Annotated in this window: 16 protein-coding genes; 11 read left to right on the top strand and 5 right to left on the bottom strand. The window is 38.4% G+C overall.

The genetic code is table 11. The annotated features are described in order from the left end of the window. Positions 1-385 precede the first annotated feature (385 nt). On the top strand, positions 386-1,036 hold the full coding sequence (locus M2277_RS27195) for a helix-turn-helix domain-containing protein (protein WP_280756093.1): 651 nt from the start codon (positions 386-388) through the stop codon (positions 1,034-1,036). Positions 1,037-1,203: 167 nt separating this feature from the next. Then, positions 1,204-1,530, top strand: a complete 327-nt coding sequence (locus tag M2277_RS27200) for a hypothetical protein (protein ID WP_280756094.1) — start codon at positions 1,204-1,206, stop codon at positions 1,528-1,530. A 22-nt stretch (positions 1,531-1,552) separates the two neighbouring features. Here the strand turns inward: M2277_RS27200 and M2277_RS27205 are convergent, their stop codons facing one another. The 4 genes from M2277_RS27205 to M2277_RS27220 all read right to left on the bottom strand — a co-directional run bounded on the left by M2277_RS27205 (position 1,553) and on the right by M2277_RS27220 (position 8,023). Continuing rightward, entirely contained in the window at positions 1,553-3,964 is a 2,412-nt protein-coding gene (locus M2277_RS27205; protein WP_280756095.1) for a type IV secretory system conjugative DNA transfer family protein, read from the bottom strand. Positions 3,965-4,075: 111 nt separating this feature from the next. Beyond that, the gene (locus tag M2277_RS27210; RefSeq protein ID WP_280756096.1) at positions 4,076-5,074 is read right to left on the bottom strand and encodes a hypothetical protein; all 999 of its coding nucleotides are present in this window, start codon (positions 5,072-5,074) and stop codon (positions 4,076-4,078) included. Positions 5,075-6,100: 1,026 nt separating this feature from the next. Then, complete coding sequence (locus M2277_RS27215) at positions 6,101-6,640, bottom strand: hypothetical protein (RefSeq protein ID WP_280756097.1); 540 nt, start codon at positions 6,638-6,640, stop codon at positions 6,101-6,103. 57 nt (positions 6,641-6,697) lie between these two features. Then, positions 6,698-8,023 (bottom strand): ParM/StbA family protein, encoded by a 1,326-nt coding sequence (locus M2277_RS27220; protein ID WP_280756098.1) that lies wholly within the window; start codon positions 8,021-8,023, stop codon positions 6,698-6,700. Positions 8,024-8,662: 639 nt separating this feature from the next. Here M2277_RS27220 and M2277_RS27225 point away from each other — a divergent pair. The 9 genes from M2277_RS27225 to M2277_RS27265 all read left to right on the top strand — a co-directional run bounded on the left by M2277_RS27225 (position 8,663) and on the right by M2277_RS27265 (position 19,971). Continuing rightward, the gene (locus tag M2277_RS27225) at positions 8,663-9,634 is read left to right on the top strand and encodes a replication-relaxation family protein (RefSeq protein ID WP_280756099.1); all 972 of its coding nucleotides are present in this window, start codon (positions 8,663-8,665) and stop codon (positions 9,632-9,634) included. Between the two features lie 216 nt (positions 9,635-9,850). Continuing rightward, the gene (locus M2277_RS27230; RefSeq protein ID WP_280756100.1) at positions 9,851-10,225 is read left to right on the top strand and encodes a hypothetical protein; all 375 of its coding nucleotides are present in this window, start codon (positions 9,851-9,853) and stop codon (positions 10,223-10,225) included. 14 nt (positions 10,226-10,239) lie between these two features. Continuing rightward, a complete protein-coding gene (locus M2277_RS27235; protein ID WP_280756101.1) occupies positions 10,240-11,457 on the top strand; it encodes a conjugal transfer protein in 1,218 nt (405 codons plus the stop codon). A 33-nt stretch (positions 11,458-11,490) separates the two neighbouring features. After that, positions 11,491-11,787: a hypothetical protein gene (locus M2277_RS27240; RefSeq protein ID WP_280756102.1), complete on the top strand. Its 297-nt coding sequence runs from the start codon at positions 11,491-11,493 to the stop codon at positions 11,785-11,787. Between the two features lie 6 nt (positions 11,788-11,793). Further along, positions 11,794-12,195, top strand: coding sequence for a TcpE family conjugal transfer membrane protein (locus tag M2277_RS27245; RefSeq protein WP_280756103.1), 402 nt, complete (start codon positions 11,794-11,796; stop codon positions 12,193-12,195). 32 nt (positions 12,196-12,227) lie between these two features. Then, entirely contained in the window at positions 12,228-14,888 is a 2,661-nt protein-coding gene (locus tag M2277_RS27250; RefSeq protein ID WP_280756104.1) for an ATP-binding protein, read from the top strand. Further along, positions 14,878-17,670 (top strand): CD3337/EF1877 family mobilome membrane protein, encoded by a 2,793-nt coding sequence (locus M2277_RS27255; protein WP_280756105.1) that lies wholly within the window; start codon positions 14,878-14,880, stop codon positions 17,668-17,670. The genes M2277_RS27250 and M2277_RS27255 overlap by 11 nt, the downstream gene beginning before the upstream one ends. Positions 17,671-17,784: 114 nt before the next feature. Beyond that, entirely contained in the window at positions 17,785-19,518 is a 1,734-nt protein-coding gene (locus tag M2277_RS27260; RefSeq protein ID WP_280756106.1) for a glucosaminidase domain-containing protein, read from the top strand. Next, positions 19,519-19,971 carry a hypothetical protein gene (locus tag M2277_RS27265; protein WP_280756107.1) on the top strand — a complete coding sequence of 151 codons (453 nt, stop codon included), beginning with the start codon at positions 19,519-19,521 and terminating at the stop codon, positions 19,969-19,971. 118 nt (positions 19,972-20,089) lie between these two features. On the opposite strand, the gene M2277_RS27270 is transcribed toward M2277_RS27265, so the two are convergent. Then, positions 20,090-21,097, bottom strand: a complete 1,008-nt coding sequence (locus tag M2277_RS27270) for an AAA family ATPase (RefSeq protein ID WP_280756109.1) — start codon at positions 21,095-21,097, stop codon at positions 20,090-20,092. Between the last annotated feature and the right edge of the window lie 88 nt (positions 21,098-21,185).

Genomic DNA, 21,185 nt, shown 5'->3' on the forward strand with positions numbered 1-21,185 from the left:
GGATTTTAAGGGCTATGACCCGTTGCGTACTCCCATCGTACCGAGGCGCTTTTATTTTTGCAAAGCTGATAATTAACGCTCTACAGGAATGCTAATTTATCAATATTATAATCAGATTTTAATTAAGTTATAATCTGATTATAATAAGAGATTTTCCAGTCTGGTTGTACTACTTTTAGTCCCTTTAAAGATCTACTTCTACTTTTAAGAGACAACTCTTAGGTATAGAATTATATTTAGCTAACTCCACTTAAACTCAATTATATCTGCATTGATATTATGGCTGATAAAAATCATGAAACCAGGTTTATGTGCTTATAATAATGAACATATTGTGGTAATGATAAAAATATAAACCATAGGATGAAGGAGTTAGATTTCAGATATGGAAATCTCTATTGGAAAATATTTAGAGTATTTAAGAATGTCTTGTGGCTATAGCTTACGAGATGCAGCAAAAAAGACAAACCTAAGTCATGGATATATAAGAGATGTTGAACTGGGAGATAATCGGTCAGCAGGATCACAAATTATTCCTATGCCTCAAACATTAAAAAAGTTTGCAGATGCATATACAGCTTCTTTTGATGAATTAATGAGAATAGCTGGTCATGTTCATTCTGATCCACAACTTGAATTTGAGTTTGTAGAACTCGATTTCAGTACAATTCTTTATGTTGAAGTTGATTATAATAACAACATCATCTATCACGGGGATAGCTGCAGATATATTGAACGAAAATCATTGCACGATTTTATTATTTTTGAAGAACAACTAGAGAATAACCGATTCTTAAAAGTACAAGGCGGGTTATACGCAAATTTATTTAAAATCAAGGCTTATGATTCTAAAAGTGGTAGACTATATTTTAAAGAAAACATGGAAGGACATTATTTGGAACTCAGTTGGATCCGTGCTTCGAAAATAAGAAAAATTATCTCTAATGCCATATCAAAAAATACTGAGAAAAATTTAGAACATACGCTCAATTCAAATTCATTCACCAAAATTATTCGAAACATAGTATCTAATTAGTTCCTTATTAAAACTCAACAAAAGTGATATTACAATTTCGCTTCACAAATATTGCTTTAATCTAAAAATTTGTTGTCTTGAATGTTGGCTTGATTTTCTTATTTATTGTTTAATTAGTTTATGTGATAATATATATATTAGATTATTGGATAGAAGGGCGTGTTAATATGTCTAACACAGACTATAAGACAACAATTGATTTCGATTTAGACTCCAAACTCCATCCCTATTTACAAGCGATGATATCCAACCTTCCTAATGCCTCGAAATTGATTATGCAGACACTTTCACAAAAAGATTATAACAAAGAGGATTTATCACTAAACGCTCGAGTAAGAAGAGGCGAACTTAACTTTGCATTGATATGGCTCGAGTCACTTGGGTTAGTAGTCTATAATACGAGTGGCAGACAAAAGCTCTACAGTTTAACTCCTCTAGGTAAAAAAGTTTTTGAAGAATTCAACGATGTATTCTACTCCTTAAAAGAAGAATAAAGGGAACAAAGAAGCGGAGTTTCTACTCCGCTTCTTTGTTCCCTTTATTCATTCGTTTATCTTCGGATGCGTTCTTAATTCTTTCTGCGAGTTTTAAAGTAGTGTCATCAATTGTAGCTGGTGTAAATTTAACCGAGGATTCCTTAGGCTTAGAATCTTCTCCTGCAGCCACTTCCTCCCCACTATCCCATATAGAATTTCTTATCTTTGAATCAATAACTCCTTTTGAGTCACTTACCAATACATCAGCTTCCGTTCTATCAAGAGACCGTTTTTCATCTTCCATTTCCCCCTCGTCCTTGATAGTTTTATTTCGTCTATTAAGAGCATTCATTTTTATAATTTCTAGCTTTTCTTTCTCGACTTCAATCGAAACACTTTCATCCTTTTCTTCGTCAACTGTATTACTAATGAAGTCTGATTCCTTATTGATTGGACTAAACAGCTTTCTAGGAAGGGGATAAACCAGTCCAATTACTGGCTCAAGACGTATGTTATTGTGAACCCCTCTAAATAAACATTCTCCTGGTTCGCCTGTTTCGGGATTATAACCTTTCAAATTGGAAATATGTTTTGGCATAACAGTGTATCGCTTTTCCTCTTTGATTTGTGTCTTAAACCCACTAGCCGACATTTCGTCTGTACCACTGCTTTGACCAATCATATAGTCCTCACCAATCATATTCGCATAATATTCAGCATCTTCATTTTCAAGCCCAGCTAATATGAATTTTTGCACTGCATTTTGCTTGACCATGGCTCCGAGTCTTTTACTTACATCTGTTAGCTGCTCATTACCTTGGTGAATTACATTAACAAAAACTTCAAACTCCCTTGCCATTTCCATAAATGTAGAGAATTCCTCATCTGCAAACATTTCAATTTCATCAACAGTCAGCTGATGAGCTCTTATCGCTTCTTTTAGGTTTCTCCGGAAAGTACTTGCTCTAAGTAAATTTAGAAACAATCTTCCTACGGTATAGGTTAGAGTTTGTAAAGTACCATACGCGCCATTAACTAGGATTACTTCACCATTACGCAATGCATCATCAATATTAAAAGTAGATTTACCACAGAAGATTTTTTGAATATATTTATTACTTGTTAATTCAGTTAGATAGTCATACAGATTGGAATATGTCTGCATTGCATGTTCTTGCATTTTAGCACTTCCAGCCATATTTCTAGTGTATTCCAATAGGAGTGGTACTTGATTTTCGTGCCCACGAAGTTCTGCTAATACTTCAGCTCTAAAATCATCATTCATTGGTTGAACTAAACGATCCAATTCATTATAACCACAATCATTACCATAGACGATTTTAAGAGCCTTTATACACACACGCATTAACTGAGTACTGCGACTTTTAAAATACTGAACCGCATCTGGTCCCAGATAACCATGGAAAGCTGAAACATTAGCTTCAATCATTGGTTCAATATCCTGGCCATCTGGTACAAAGAAGGGATTTAGACAATCTGTAAATTCATATTCAGGGTCAAGTCGATAGTAAGGGCGACCGGTTCTATCCATGAAATTAGATAATCTATTAATTAGTGATCCTTTGGGTTCAATAATTGTACTACCAATATAATCATTCAATAAATCTTGAGTTATTAGATTCGTTGCAAGTAACGTTTTCCCGGCTCCAGTACCACCAATTATTTGACCATGTTGTGCCCTATCACTTCTACTTAGAATCATCAATTGGCTTTGTCGATCTTTTGTCGGTACAGTGGAAAAAAGTTCGAGTTTGCATTCTTCTGAATAATATCTAAGGTGAGATAAACAACCTACTTTGTTTAAATCTACCCCCTCATGTTCATATAATTCATCCTGTGATAAACTGTCCTTTTTCTTCACCATGTTCAATATTTTGCCCTTATCAGTATTCTTCGTCTTAAGCATATCAGCCTGTTCAACTGTCGTCGTAAGCTTACTAAATACTGTTGACTTAATATTAAAATGAAGTGTGTAATAAAGTGTTAAAACAACAATTAAGATAACCAAAGAAATAGAAATAAGCATTCCTATTTCAAAAGGCAGAAAGGTAAGAATTATCTGTCCAAGTGCTAATCCACTAAAAGCATTTAAAAAGGTTTGAATTACCGGCTTTGAATAATTATTCTTAAATAATGCGGGACAGGAATAAATTAAGTGCCCTAAAAAACATGGGATTAAAAGTGGGATTGATCGATAGAATATCGGATCAGATAATCCATAAAATTGATCTTGGTATTTTCCAATTAGCCAAAAAAACAATAAAAGCAAAACACCCAGCAGAAAGAATGCCTGAAGATTCCAAATTATATTCTTGTTTGCTGGATCCATGGTGAATCTTCGAATTGCTATGAAAATGTTTTTAAACATAAAAGCAATCATATGCCCGATTGCCGAAAAAATCCCTCCTATAACCATCCCTATGTATTTCAATTCATTCCCTCCCAATATATTAGTTAGTAATATAATATATTAGTAATATTGAATTTGTCATGCAAATTATAAAAAGCAGCTGCCTCCAACTTTCTGGAACAGCTGCTTTTATCAAGAGAATATTCTTCCAAAGAACCCTTTTTTCTTCTTTTCCTTACCTATCGTTGAGAACCAATAACGAATTTCAAAACTAAGATCCGGATTATCTCTACCTATTTTTTGAAGCTTATCTCTTATTAAATTTCTCTCATTCTCACTTTTCGCACTTTCATAATCATCTAACAAATCACTAATCGTCTCTTTTACTTTCCTAATGTACATTTCTCTCTCGTCTTGTCTAAATCTATTAATTCTATCTTCGGAAGCATTTTTATACATCTTAATAGTATAGGCTTGCCCAGGATACTCATTTTCTAAGTCATTAAATAAAGCGAGGAAAGTCTCCTTTTCAGTTAGATCTGTGTCAGGAGATATAATTTTCTCATAAATCTCCAAGACTTTTTCTTTTACTTCATCATCTTTCGTACCCTCTAACATCAATCGTCTAGCTGATTCTTGAGCTCTCTTATCAATTTCGTTAAAGAACTCTCCTGATTGTACCATGTCGTAAAATTTATCGAATTGTTCCATCTTTTTCATCATTTGAAACATCATATCGTTACCGGCATCTTGCTTTTGCTCAGTTGTAGATTTAGTGATATTTCCATAGATTATTTCCTTAAGTTGAGGAAGAGTAAATTCGGACCCTTCTCCAGTTAGGCCATGTATCATTTTGAGTTTGAAAACTGATATGTAATTATGCTTATATATTTTACTGTTGCCTTCACCCATCTGAGTAGGATTAATGTACTCTAATAATTCACGTCTTTTGTTTTTAATTACGTAGTCATGGGTTTCACAAATGTCTGCAACTTGGCTTGATAGATACAAAGCATCCTTATCCATTGAAAGGATTTTATCTGTTAGTATCTTGTCTAACCAACCTCTTTTCTTATATATCTCATAGAGTAATGACGTTCCGTCAAAAGCGTTCATAAGCAGTTCTCGCATCTCATCGCGTCTAGCTTCCTCTCGTTCCTCTTTTGTGAACACATCATTATTCTCATTCATTCCTATCACCACCCGCTCTGAACAGTCTATTTATTCTATTGTACATTAACAGAAGGTGAATAAAAAGCTTTTACACGTCTTTACACACCACAATTTCTTATTCATCAAACTACGAACAAATCCAAATTAAATCAGATAAATCCGTATTAATTCATCCTTATTCGTTTTAATTCGTTTGATTAACCAACTGGATAAATGTGAATAAAGGTGTGCCCTCATCCAAATTACGTATTACTTCGAATATATCTGAATTAATCCGTATTAATACGTTTTGATAATATGGTGAATAAAGGCGAATAAACTGGTTTATTCGGTGAATATCACTCTTGGTAAGCATCAAATTATAACTTTATATATACTTTATTCTAATTAAATATACATAGTATTTAAATAGAATTATAACTCGATTTTAATAAATGTAGATTGAAAATCTGAGATTGCATTGGAAATGGAATACTGCTTTTTGACAACTGAAAAATCAATCAGACATCTACAAGGATTGTTTCTCAGCGTTAAGAGGATTTGAAAGCAATAATTAGAAGCAATCGTATCAAGCCGTCTTCTTGTTGGAGAACCTTTATCCAGAATAGTAGGGGGGAAAAACTACATTGCTTCTCCATCGATAGTTTTACGATGAGAGAAATAATTGAGGAGCAGATCTTAACACGGTGGACTAACATATGAGGAATCCCAGAAAAGCACCCGCAGGAAAGCAAGAAAAGCAGGCCGGTATTACATGTTCTCATCCATGCTTCAATTGTTTCTATGTATTGGATCGTCAATCATACTATGTATGAATATTTTGAAAGTCCACTATGGCAGAGGTAACTCTTTAGGCAACAGAAGATACAATATGCTCGAGAATGAATTGCCTTAAATCCAAGAAAATCAACAGTAAACTTGTATTCAAGTAGTGACAGTTAACCAATTGCACGAATAATCCACATTAATTGCCGACCAAATTCAGAAGTAGTTCAACAAAAATAAAAACCTCGCCCCTTATACCAGGTTGAGGTTTTTATTATCTTACTGAAAAGAACCGACTACTGCTGAATCAAACTTCTTACTTGCTGCTTTACGCTTAGTAGTCGTACTAACTTTTTGATCATCTTGTGAAGATCCATCGTGGGTCATCTGTTGAGTGACTGATGGTTGCTCAGCTGCTTCATTGAATATTACAAGTGGGTTTTCCAGTTGTTGTTCTTCGGAATAAAAATCATTTGATTTTTGTCTGCTGTCTAATCCGAGATTTGACTCAATTGAGGTACGAGATGAATCTGTATTTGCATTATTACTCATTGTTGGTAAAACAGATGAAGAAAGATCCCTAGCCTTTTCTGCTTTTTCCTTAATTAACTGTTGACGTATTGTTTCTACATCTCTAATTCTTGGAACAAATGATTGAATGTCCCGAATTCCGTTTTCAGCAATTTCTTTTTGTATGAGATATCTCATCGAATCTGCATACACCGTTTGTTTATTGATCCAATCGATAACAAGTTGCTCTTCATCTTCTCTGAGTTTCATAACTGCAGGTTTACCGGGTTTGGCTTCAGTTTTCCTCATATGATGTCTCACCCCCTTATAAGTGATAACCCCTCGGTTATGCTATCTCGTCTTCTATCAATTTTCCTTTGTACTAGCAACTTCCTTTGCTGCTGTTTTCACAGTTTTTTTAGCTGTTGTAGCTGCCTCATAATCCTGTTTTAACTGAGCATAAATCGGACTACGAACAAAGAAATCCAAGCCTTCAGCATTTAAGGTTACGGCATATTCTTTTGGCACATAAAACAGCATAATCCTGGTGCTTTCAGCTAATTCTTTTAATTTAGGAAACAGATGATCCCTCATTAAGATACTTCCGCCGCCGTAGACAGCAATAATATCGATTTCATTTGGTCCAATATTTAAAATTTGATCATTGGCATGCTTGATAATTTGTGCTACTTGGTTTCCGCAATGAGGCCCAAAAGCTTGTATGGCTTCATTTAAAAACTTATGTGGTCGGCCAGAAAATTGACTCTTAAGAATCTCACTATACTGCTGCCTGGATAAAGAGTTAAATGCATGGGGAGCTAAGTTAATAAGATCTGGAATTGCTGGATCTATAGCGTGACCTATACCATGATTAACACCATCACAGAAATCCTTATCTACTGCATCACCTCGCGTGAAAGGTGAATCTGTTGTCCCATCTCCACAATCAAGATGCAGCACATTCTTTCCGTCCAAAAAACTCCCATCGATATCACCTAAATTATAAGTCTCCGCAAATTCCTTAAATAGAGGCAATTCTTGATTCGTTCCTTCATTCGTATCTTCGTATCCGGAAGTTCTCCAGTTGCCTTTAGAATCCATCTGCAGGGCAAATGTAACAGGCGTACCTTCTTGAAGAATATGAACATAATCAAATTTAATCTTTACGTCGATTTTCTTAGTTAAACCAAGATGGACTGAAACTGAATGTGTACCATTCATGAATTTATCGCGCATTTTTCTAGTGTTTTCGGGGCTATGTTGTTTAACTGGTAAAGCAGCTGCCATATCTACAATCACTTCAATTTCATCAGCTAGTTCACCCAGTGCATTTGCTTTCTCAACCGCTCGAGCTGCAATCGCAGAAAGAGTATTTATGTATGGAACCATTTGATCTGCTTTCGTACCATTTCCTTTTACATAAAGGCTTGTCACATTTTCACCGTTTGTTTTCAATGCATGTTTTCCTATCGTATACAGTCCCGTCTGAATTCCAGAGCCCGATACAATAGAAACGGCAAGATTATCATAAATATTTTTTAGGTTTTTCTGAACATCAACATCATCATCGGACCAAGGTATCTGTCCAGTTAGTGAGAATACATTTGGCTGCCTTACTAATACACCATCCACGTAAATGTCTTGCTCACTATTTCCAATATCATTACCAACATTGAAGTGAAATTTTAACAAATTTTATTCCTCCCTTAATTCTCAAAATCTACCTGCATTATATAACTGATTTTATAACGGTTTAGAATCACAGTCAACTTGCATTAGTATCATATACGTATCAGTTTTCAATTTTATATAAATCGAATTATAATTTGATTTATATTCGGTTCTAATTCTCTTCTAGAATTGACCGAATATATCCGGATATACACATTAATTCATTCTTAGTTATACGTTCTAATTCGAATATCTCCATTTATTATTCGAATAAACACATCTTAGTCTTGTTGATCACTAGACCAATTCTGTATTACGATGATTTCGAGGATATCGCATTCCAGTTTATGTTAATCCTCATACTTATAAACTGATTGGTAAAAGGGAGGAGGAGATAATATCAATGTAATGACATTAGTAACTCACCTATATGATTATTTGTGATCCAATAATATGTTCATATGTAGACCTCTATGTAATGCTTTTTGTTGCGTTCTTTGAAATGCTCTCTGCTCAACACAAAATTTATGTTGCTGTTAAGTGAAACTCACTCAAGAGTAGGGACAGTTAAGGATCACGAAAACCCGACTAATACGATTTTTAGTAAGTTTTTATTCAACCCCAACCCATTCATGGGTCCAGGAAGGAGTAGTTAAATTTATGGACATTGAAAAACACGAAAAAACCTCAATGCTTCAACCGGATACACCAAAAAAGCGTAAAAAGACCTCCTTGGATTATTCACTTGGAGAGATTATTGACCTCATTACCGAACGCGAATGGCAACTACTAACTGATCTATACTTGTGCCGTTGTATGCCGCAATCCACTGTAGTGGAAACTTACTTTCTTGAAACTGCAGAATTTCATTACGAAGAATATAAAACCGCATCAAAGGATCGTAAGTTAGAGTTGGAAATCAAAAATAAAAAAAGAGCGCTCATAAATACACGCAAAACATTAAAGAGATTGAAGGATCGCGGCCTCGTTGAATCATCTTCTTTCTTACCTGATTCTTCTGATAAACCATTACATCAACGGAAGGAACGTATACGTGGAGAAACCTGGTATTATTTAAGCAGTCGTGGTTTGAAGGTTATTGAAATAAAGAGGGGGATCCTTGAGGAAAATCGTCTTTCAAAACATGAGCTGGATATGGAAAGAGCAAAGAAAGAACATTTTTGGGAACTTGGTAAAGTTTATCTTGATCTTCGATATAATTGGGTCAACGATCTAAAACAGTTCTTTGACTGGGATTGGTATCCATCATTGTCTGTGTACAGCGATAATGAAATTAACTCAGTTCGCCCGGATGCAATACTTCGGATTGGAGAACAAATATTCTATATAGAACTAGACAGGTCAACGGAGCCTATTCAACGTTCTCCATTTCACTCTGATCAAGTTTCCATTGAAAGAAAGCTAGAACGTTATCGAGATGTATTGAAGCTTTCAACAAACAAAGTAATTCGAAACGGAATAATCTCTTTTATTGTTCCAGATGCTATCTATCAAACTCGGCCTAAAAATATCCAATCAGCTGCTGAACGAGTGTTCGGTAAAAACAGCAGAGTGTTTACTGGAAGAAATATTGGGGATATCATTTCTTCATATGCAAGTCTTGCGAAGTAATTATAGTAAATAGCATTGTGGTCGTCATGTGGAAAGGAATACTAACTTCTTAATATTGTTAATTAAATAAAAAAGCTAAAAGATGGATACAAATGATGTTGGAATGATCAATAAAGGGAGCAATATAAATTTAAAATAGCAATATACTAATTAATTTATTATTATGTTAGTATATTGACTATCTAATATATTAATTAGATTGGAGGTGAATGAGATTTGAGTAAAAACAAAAAAATAGTTCTCGCTAGCGTTGGAGTGCTCTTTATCCTTATAGCGACAGTCTTATTTATCCGTAGTCCTGGACATACAATCGAACCTCCTAAAGAACCACCAAAACAAGCTATTGAAAGACAAAATCCCGCTCCAATTAAAGAACATACTGGACGAGATGATTCTCACGAAAAAGTAGAAAAAGTGATTGACTCAGCCTCTAACGTAGTAACAGAACAAGCACCTGGACTGTGGTTGAAAGTAGTTGATACGTTCAATTGGTTTATGGAGTTTGATACAAAGTATGCCTTAATACTCTTAGGTTTCTGTTTGCTTGTCATAGCCGTTCTCCAAGGAGGAAGTAATAAAAAGAAATCTTAGGAAGGTGAGATGCATTGGGTTTTAAGAAAAAGAACAAAGAAAAGACCGATGCAAGTGACACGACACAAGATATTCCTCGTGAAGCAAAGAAAGTATCCGACAAATCAATTAAACCTCGAGCTCCAAAAATGTTGGGGTTTAAAAAAGCGGTTCGGATCTTAATCTGGACAATAGCCCTATTTATCATGATAAAAGGCATTGTCTCTTTTACTCAAGGTACACGAGTTATCGAGAATGTCACCTACATTGGAGCGGAGCAGCCGGCAACATCTGACATCGTTAAAGGGTTCGCAGTGGATTTTTCAACTGAGTACTTCACCTGGAACATTAATCACCTGAACGATCGGATTGAGAGGCTTGCAAAGTTTATCAGTGGAATCGATCAAGATGCTGGATTAAAACCTTATGAGGTTAAAGGTTCATCTCGTGTATTATCAGTCGATGTATATGACACGGAACGAATCAATGATGAACGATACGATATCACCGTCATTGTAAGAAGAATGATTGAAGTGGAACCAGATCCAATTAAACAGGCAAAAGAAGCCGCAGATGATAAAGCGATCGAAGAAACGACTCCGATCGAACAAAAAACCTACATGGTAGTTCCAATAACGGTGACGGCTAAAGGATTGGTTGTTCAATCATACCCCCGATTTGTTTCCGAAAAACAAAAGGGAGAGAGGGCCCACAATGCTCAGGGTCGCACAGTTACGGATCCAGATCTGCTAACGAGAAGTTTAGAACTGTCAGACAGCTTTCTACAGTCCTACTTTGAAGGGAATGTTAGTCAGCTTAAATATTTTTATGCCGATTCGGTTAAACCTCCTACATCTATCACAAAATCATCTTTCACCATCGAAAAGATTGATCAGGTAAATGTATTCGAATCAGACTCTAGTGACCTCAGAATTGAAGCATCCGTGATAGTGAAAAACGAACTCAACGAACTATTCACTAATACCTGGATATTAAACGCAGTAGATGTCGATGGTCGCTTATACGTAAAATCTGTTGGTCAACCGATTGAAGAATCCAGTAAGAATACCAATGCACCAGCTACTTCAAACAATAATGTGCCAAATCAGGAAACAAATCAAAATAATAATTCTCAGATCAACAATAATCCTTTAACAGAATCTCCCGCTTCCAACGAAAGCAGCGAGGTCATAGGAGATTTACCAAAAGAGAAGACAGAGGAACTTCCTCAAGGCACAGATTCAATCGAATAATATCTTTGTTGATAAGAGAAAGGGGATATACCCATGAAAACTCGTAACAAAATGTATCTTCGAGTACTGATGCTTACATTCGCATCAATGCTATTTTGTCTTCCAGCATTCGCTTCCGATCCAGGAGTGCAATTGAATACATGGTTACAAACAAACGTAGGCGGATTAATTCCCGGTGCTTTGCTTGTAGTGTGTCTATTCTGCTTGATTAAAAGAGATTGGATCAAACTCATCAGCTTTTTTGGTATGACATTAGTGGTAGCTGCAATCCTTAACTGGAATGAGATCAAAAAACTATCTGGCAGCCTTTGGTCTGCTATTTTTGGGTGATGAAGAATGAGCGACAAACAAGAGTCGCCCCGTGTAACCGTATCAAACTATACTAAAATATGGAATTTGGATTGGGTCATATATGCATTGGAAGGCAGGAAACTTCCTGTGCCGGCAAACCTGAGGGTCGTCGGGATATTTATTTCATGTTTAATCTTTTGGGCTATTGTAGGTAAGATTCTATTTTTTATTCCAGCAGCGTATACGTATGCATTTCTCCCCGGTGTCTCTACCTGGCTAATCGCAAAACAAAAGCTAGATGGAAAAGCACCACATAAATGGCTTTGGGGGATGATTTTATTCTGGATGCGTCCAAAACATCTACATAGATACCGAAAAGTCGAGCACAACAAACATTACAGATACGGTAGCAAAGTAGTATACCGTACTAAAAGAGAGCGTGCGTAGTCGCGCTCTTTTTTCAAAGGAGGTACATGTACTTGGCATCAACAATTCCGTCAACGAAGAAAAAAGCGAGTAAAGTCAATATCGAATTTCCAATAGCGTATTTTGAGCAAAACTTGATCTTTAATCATAACAAAGACGTTTGGGCAGTCTATGAGATCGACTCATATATATATGACCATCTTAGTGACCAACAAAAGATTGACCGTCTAATAGCTCAGACTTCATTTCTTGCATTGTTAACAGATCAATTTCATATTCTCTGGCTTCCAAAAACTCATGATATTCACCAACACCATGAACGATTAAAGAAGAACAGGGTGTCCGGACCACTGAAAAAGAAAGCCATTCAGATAATTAACGAAATGGATGAATATCTACAAGGGAACTACAATGGCGAGAACGGATCCAACAACGCTGATTATCGGGCATTCATTGCTGTACATCTACCGAAGAATGACGACAAAGATCTAGTAGAACAGGTCGAAACCCTTGCTGTTGAATTAAAAAAGCTCATTTTGCATCCAAAACGTGCAATTGAAAACTTATCCGGTCTCAACGAGCCTGAAATATTTGAACATGAGTTTCAAAGTTATTTAGTAAAAGAACGACAGATCTTTGAACGTCTTTCCCGGAGGATGAAAGTCAGAAGGGGGACAACAAAAACAACGGAATGGCTAATAAAACGGAATTTCTGGTGGGGAATTACAGATCCTGTACTAAGATCAACCGAAGAAAATGCTTGGCAACCTAAAAAGAGCAAAGGGAAGAGGGGGGGACTCAGTACATTCTTATATGATTCCAGACAAGTTATCACACTTACGGAATCAGATATCGACTGCTCACACCCGAGACGAGTATCAATAACACAACCCCATAATGGTCAGGACAAGCATATATATCATGCTTATCTTGCTCTTTCTGACTTACCGGATGATATGGATATGCCAGGAAGTGAGTGGCTCTACAGTGCAGCGACGCTGCCATTCCCTGTTCAAATGAGTATTAAAGTAGACGTACTCGAAGCTCGAGATGCCATCAAAAAATTAAGTAAAAAGAAAATGGATATTGATAACCAGGTGAAAAACGTACAAGAAGCAGGGGCATCCGTACCTATGGACCTCGAGGAGAAACAAGCCAAGGCAGTATACCTGGAGGATGAATACAAGAAAAGAAAGAACCCCACCTTTATTACCCATGTCACATATGGATTGTGTCATACAGACCTTAATATGCTAAAAAGCAATGTACAGATACTTAAAGATCACTATAAAGATTTTGGTAACATTCACGTAGAGCTTCCAGCTGGAGACCAGTGGCTTTTGTTTAATGATTTTCTTCCTGGATCACCCCGTTATGTTTCTGACTATATTCAGCGAATACCACCGGAAACATTGGCATCAGGGATGATAGGAGCAACACAAGAGCTTGGGGATGGAAAGGGTTTGTACATAGGAACGACAGGTTCCCTTGATCATCCAGTGTATTTTGATCCTGCAAATGCAAGTCAGATCAATCGTAGTCCTAGTATTACCATTACAGGAACACTAGGTGGAGGTAAGTCCGTTACTGCTAACTTACTGGCTTACCAAAACGCTGCACTACTTGGCGGGAAGTCACTTATATTTGATCCGAAAGGGGAAAGGACCAACTGGCCAGCAGACTTACCAGAGCTCGCGGGTCAAATCCAAGTGGCCACCTTATCATCCAGCAAAGAAGATATGGGTAAATTGGATCCTTTCGTCATGCTTGATGATATTGAGTCCGCTAAAGAAGCAGCTGTTGAAATACTCGCCTATTTATCATCTACGAAAACGAATAGCGTCGAATATAGCTACATTTCGCAAGCTGTAAATACGGTTGCTAATGGAGAGTCTCCTTACCTGGCAAAAACCATTCCTGTGCTTTATGAAATGGGCAAAAGCCGTCCACAAGCACACATCCTTGCTGAGATCCTTGAGAGCTTTGAGACATTATCCTTTGCAAAATTATTGTTTGGCACCGGTGGAGAAGCAACAATTCAAATGGATTTTTCAATTAATATTCTGCAAGTACAGAATCTTAAAATGCCATCACCTGATAAATCACCAGAAAACTACTCATTGGATGAAAAAATGAGTGTCGCTCTTATGTTTGCGATAGCCCGCTTCGCTCATAAATTCATCTATCATAACCGATCCATCTTTAAGTTTGTACTGATGGATGAAGCGTGGGCACTTCTTGGTACACAAGCCGGTAAAGCTCTTGCAGATATGGTTGTCCGAACAGGACGAAGTTTGAATGGTGGAGCTATATTCGTAACTCAAAATGCCACGGACGTTGCTGGCGACCTTGCGGGGAACATTGGTGTCAAATTTGCCTTCCGTGACCAGGACACAACCAAAATCAAGAACACTCTATCTTATTTTGGTTTGGAACATACCCAGCAAAATATCGATATGATTAAAAACCTCGATAATGGCCAGTGTCTCATGCAAGATATTTATGGCCGAATCGGACTGGTTTACATTGACGTCGTATTCCAGCACCTCTTTGACTGCTTCGATACACGTCCACCAAGCGAATCAGATGCAGATAGCAAAGACGATGAGGAGAATGAATTTTCTGATTTAGCTAAATTCCAAGAATACTTGGATGAAGTGGCAGCGGGGGAGGAGGAGTCCTTTGATAACGCGGATCCGGAAGATGAAGATTAAGAAGCCATCACGTAAAAGTGTTCTTTTTGCTTTTGGCTTAAGCATCATTCTGTTTTTCGCAGTCTTGTTTCCTGTTGGTGTACTCTACGCGCAATCAATGGATGAAATGATACCAGGAGATGGGAAGACCGGTACCATCTACAATAAGTATGGAGCTTCCCACTACTCATTTCAGACCGTTACGGATGAACGGCATTTTTGGCAAGTAACTGCCAAGGCACAGGATGGCATTGTTAGAGCATTTGATCATTTGTTATCGATGTTTTTTCTTTTAACGGTACAAATCACACGATTCTTTACCTTTATAGCCAAAGAGTCATTTACATTCAGTCTGATGAATGAGTTCATCGACGCCGTTGAAAAAATCATTCAGAATATAACCGGTATTAGAAAGGGTGCGATTACGTCCGGAGGCTTTTGGGACAGCATGGGAGGAATGCTAGTTTGGATCACGGTACTATATATCCTTTGGCTCATGCTGCGTACCCGCTTCCTGGATGGTCTACAACAGGCGATATCCTTTGTATTGGCTCTAATTATCTGCCTAGCATTCTTCTCAAACGCAGGAACCTTCATTAAGTTCATTAACGATGTAGGTTCATCGGTAGGTAATACCATGTATGTTGGCCTTGCCAAAGCGACCGGACTCAGTACAGATGCGCAAGATGGTGTTACGGTTATCTCTGAACAGGTGTGGGAGGAACTCGTTATACGGCCGTATGCCATGCTTCAATTCGATGACATCAATATGGCTGCAAGTGACCCTACATTGAATACCGTTCTAGAAACTAAACCATTTTCTCCGGAGCGGGAAGAGGCTCTTAAACAAGCATCGGTTAAATATCCAGCCATTAGTAGAGAACGCTCCGCGGAGCAGTTTGTGGTTATCATTCTGAACTTGATATTTGCACTTGTCATTTTGGGCTTGTTCTCATACTGGGCCATATTCACTTTGTTCATGAAGTTTAAAACTTTGACCCACGCGGCCGTCATGTCAATTACATTGCTTGCCTCTTTATTACCAGGGCGTAATGCAGGGATATCTGTACTTCGAGGTCAGTTTGTAAAACTCATTGGGCTCGTGGTTATGACTGTTTTTGCAATGTTCTTCCTTACCCTATCGCTTGTATTAGGCCATCTTGCCTTTAAAATCGTTGCGGTTTCTGCCGGTAAAGGCTGGTTCCTTGGAATGGTGTTCGAAGCTATTGTTATCTTCGTTGTATTTAAATACCGGAGTGAAATCACGAGTGTATTTTCGAAAGCTGCTGGTGTTATACCAGCAATGCCAAGACAAAAATCTACAGTCGTGGATGCAGTGCAACGGAACGTAACCCGCTCCTTGTATACCAGTGCTACCAATAAGATAAATAACGCCTTCAATCGAAAGGAACCAGAGGGAGTACCCAAATCCTTTAATCCAAGTTCTCTGTATAAAGCGGATAGCAACTTAAACGATGCAACCAATGCGAGTATGACGCTTCGTTATCAACGGGAAAAGCAAGCGGCAGAAGAGATTGCTGCTGAATCCGGCGAAAGCGTTCAATATACGCCATTCGTGCAAAAGGTGAACGATAATCTTAAAAATGGTACGAAAAACCCTTTCCGTGGCATGGATAAGGAATGGAAAGAAGAAAAAGGCAGGCTGAAAGACATCAAAGATGATGGGGGTAATGTGAAGCAGGCCATCTTGACCCAGGGTGTTCAAGAAGGAATGAACGATCAAGAAGTAGCTGCAACCATCTATGGCAATGAAAATGCAATTCGAGAGGCTTCAACCTTTATGGTCCAACGACCGAAACGCGCGGTAGACCAAATCGAGCGTGCTCAAAGTCTTAACCGAAATCGGAAATTACAAACGTCTGTAAATGACTTCTGTATGATCCAGCTCTTCGATCGTTATAAGGTGGACTATAAGCAGGCAGTAGATACTTCCAATATGACGGGTAATCCCGTTCAACATACTGATTTTGTAAAGAAGATGGACGAACGTTTCAAAGAAGCGGGACTTCATACAACCCAAAAAGTGAACGATACCATGCTTGTTCGTTCCGGACGGATATCCATCGCATCACATTTTGAAGGCATGGATGAGTTCAAGGCATACAAAATGCGGCTTCTCAAAGCAAATGAAGCTTTCCGCAAAGCAGCTCCTCCTAAAGAAGGAGTCGTACTTCCTGGCCCTCAGGTACGCGTGACAGCTCCAGCCAGTACGGAATCCATCATGAAAACCATGCCGAAATTGCCTGACAGTAAAATATCCAGCCGATCGCTTCAGCAAAAATCATCCATGTTACTGAATGTGAACCAAACCATGGAAACGAAGACGAAAACCAACACAAACACTCGGTCGGATACAAATCTGAACACCAATTTGAACACCAAGATCGTGCCAAATCTTAACACCAGGTTGAATACTAGCATGGTGCCGAAGCTTGATCCTAAGCTGAATATGCAGAATGTTACTTTTAAGAATCCAGAACTACAGGCACGAATTAAGGAAGCACATAGAAATCTCACCAAAACAATCCAACCAGAGGATATCCAAATCAATGTGGATACAACTCAAACACAAAAAGTGGCGCTAAACCTGAAAGGGAAAATATCCACTGACGTTTCCGATGGACTGCAGGACGAATTGAAGCACTTAACGACGATGAACCGATCCCGCCAAGTTGCACAGGTCAATAAGTCAAATGAACTCATATCACAAAATGTACAAAACAAAGCAAGATTAGCCCGTCAAACACAGTTAAAACGTAAAACAAATGATCAAGCAGATTAATCATATCTATAGGAGGGGGCCGTTCTGCTACCGAATGTGGGTAATGCTGGACAAGCAAATGATACACTGACACAACAAACACTCGAGCGATTGAAGAATAATCTGAAGAACAAAATGAAGAAAAAGGCTACACAATTAATTCTCAAAAATCCAATATTTTGGCTAGTTATTGGGGGAATCGCTGCCTTAGTGATGGCGGTTTTCCTTATTGCTTCGATCGTTTCTACTACACAATCGGTAGCATCTGAAGCCCAAATCTATGAGAAGATTGTACCGCCTCAAATTTATGTGAAGAACCTCGAAAGTGCGATTTCCAGCGACTACGGACCACGTGTACATCCTGTTACGGGGCAGCAACAGTCCTTTCATACCGGGATTGATATTGCTACACCGATAGGCACTCCCGTCTCAAGCTCCTTTGACGGGATTGTCCGTATAGTCAGCTATCCAACCAAATCGGACGCTGCATCTACTCAAAATGCAGGCATCTATGTTGTAGTTGAAAGTACGGATCCTCAAATTGGAATGAGCAGTCGATATTTACATTTGAGTGATGCTTATGTCACGCCTGGACAATCCGTCTCAAAAGGCGAGATCATTGGTATATCTGGAAATACAGGGCGTTCTACTGGTCCACATCTTCATTATGAAATGATTCCCGGCGGGGGAGAGGCTATTGATCCAAAGCCGTATATTATGATGATGTCCACTTTAACCGATGCAGCTAGTAAAGAAGCCTTTAAGGTGCTTAACAAAATCAACTGGAGCGGTAATGAACCTGATAATCCAGATATGCCGTTCTATGAATCCAAAAAAATGCTCTATATTTCTGGAGTATACATGGAGACTCCCGCTCCTGCCTTTAGTGAGCAGGGGGTTGTCCATATTCTTGGATTAAAAGAAGGGGGTACGCACTACTTGGGTAATTTCGGTCCAGGGATGGAGGGGCCTGGTGAAGTCGCTCCACCAGAGACTCCAGTAACAGTCCCAACCGAGATTGGCGACCTGACGAACCCATTTTTCATTAAATATGCTGCTGCAGCACAATTCGAAGAACGTAGAAGCGGGGTGCCGGCTAGCATCATACTTGCTCAAGCCGCGCTAGAATCTGGATATGGCAAACGATCGATTTGCAATAATATGTTCGGTATTAAGGCTAATTCCGGTTATAAAGGCCCTTCCTGTACAACGACAACACACGAAGAAGTTGGCGGCGTGATGGTCCCCACAACAGCGAAATTCCGCTCCTATGCAAGTCCGGAAGCGTCCTTTGCCGACCATTCTATATTCCTGCTAACCAATAAGCGTTATAGAACGGCATTAAGTAAGGAAAATCCGTATGAATTTGCAAATGAACTGCAGCGAGCGGGTTACGCTACTGACAGCCAGTATGCAAACAAGCTGAAATCCATCATCCGTAGCCAGAACCTCGCCGCTTTGGATATGAACCGGGGGATTGATCCTGCCACCGGACAACCCTTCCTAGATGTAGAATTTGTAGGAGGGGGTGGAATCGGAGGAGGTAATGGTCTCGTTGATTCGATCACCATTACGTTTGGTATACGCCAATACTATGGACAACCAGCAGCTGAGGAAAGCACTTGTACCGATTTTCTCAATGGCTCAACCTATACCTGTTACAAGGAAATTATCAATCCCGATACAGGGAACCCTATCATAAATTTGGTAAACTACAATCGTATGGTAAACTCAGTATATGGGGGAAATACGTATGCTCCAGCGATATCGATAAAAGATGTTCCAAACGCGATTAGCGTGACTGTTAACTCAACCGGCGAGGACTCGCTCTCTGTCTCGAACGTACAATATATAAAGGGGAGATATTGAATGAAGGCTCAAATAACGGATCGACTTTTTGGCGATGCATTCGTGATGATGCACTTTGAAATTACATTCGAAGGGGTAAAATCCTGGTTTAACATGGCTAACTACCCAATGAGTGAGTCAACACTGTTCCGCACGATTCTTGTGCCGGAATATTCATCTGAGGAGCAACGGGCAGAATTGCTGCGAATGGTTGTATATCGGTACGAAGATGTATTCTTCCAAGCTAACCGGACCTGCATTAATCAAACGAATGAAACGGATCCGAACTCGGAATCTTACGAACCTATTCATCAACTCCTGCTACATATGATGAACAAACGCACATTAGTGGGCATTGATAACGCACTACTTGATCTTTATATTATTATTCAAGAAGACAAGCAGTCTGGTCTGCCTCGTTATGTGTCACTGCATGATTTATTTGATTCAAAATGGGATAATTCAATCGGCTAACTATAAGCACATTTAAAAGGACTCCCCACACAATTTCGGTGGGGAGTCCTTTTTATTAGAAAAGTGGCCAGCCATTTGTCAGGGTAGCCTTAAGAGGATTATTCGCATATTAATAGATTTAGGAGTTGTCGCCGTTTGGAATAAACCTATGTGGGTTCATTGAAATTTGACCTCCGATAATTCCATGCACCTTTTTAATATTCTCATAAACACTTTTCCAATTATTAGATTTTTCTTGGAGAGGATCTGAGTAATCTTTAATATCCTCATCCTCATAATTTTCCCATTCTAAGGGAGTTGCGGCTACTTTCCAAAAAGTAGCCTCGTATTCTTCCAATACCTCTTTATAGTGGCTAAGTTTGTCTTGGATTGTTTCATCTTCCTTTATAACGTTCTCTCCAAGGACTTCTGTAACCTTAGTTAAGGCGAACCCATAGTTCGGTAGTGTACCCGCAAGCCAATATTCAAGCTCAGAAATCAACCTTTTGGATTCATTTCTATTTTCCTCAAATGTACGGATCAACTCGGGACGAGCTATTTTCAGCTCTAAAAACTCCACATATTTACCTAAAAGATTTATTCTTTCAGTTTCCTGTTCGAATAAAATTTTGCTTTTGTTTAAAGAAATCTGCAAGTCCTGTGCCTCACGAATTGCTACGTTTAGATTACTACTCAGTTCTCTTACAGCCTCCATTTTTGTGACGGTTTCGTTTTTGAGCTTCTTCATTTCATCAAGACGGTTCTCTACTTCATCCACCTTAGATGAAAAGGTCTTCCTAGAAATCCATACGAATATACCACCGAATAATGTAATGACAGCAATAATAACTGCAAGAAATGACAATAATGCATTAAAATTTCCTTCAAGCAATTGGATTCTTGATTTTTGTGTATCTATGAGCTGCTGAGTCAATTCCTCTTTTGTAAGACTTTTCCCTTGTTGCTCCACGATCTCTTTCAAGCCTTCTTTTGTGACCATATCCGCTTTCAATTGTTCCAAACTGCTCTGCAATTGTATGTCCGTGACCAAATCGGGTTCCGGTTCGGCTTTAGCGATGCTTCTGGTCGGCAAGAAACTAAGCAATAAACAAAAAGCCACGATAATAAGCCTCAATGTTTTTTTCATTGTAATCTCCTATTAGCAATCAATAATATATAATCAAGTTATCGGCAGTTAATTTAGTTGGATTAAACTGTAATGAATATCCCACTAA

This window comes from Paenibacillus sp. LBL (genome assembly GCF_029893715.1).
GTDB lineage: Bacteria > Bacillota > Bacilli > Paenibacillales > Paenibacillaceae > Paenibacillus_AQ > Paenibacillus_AQ glucanolyticus.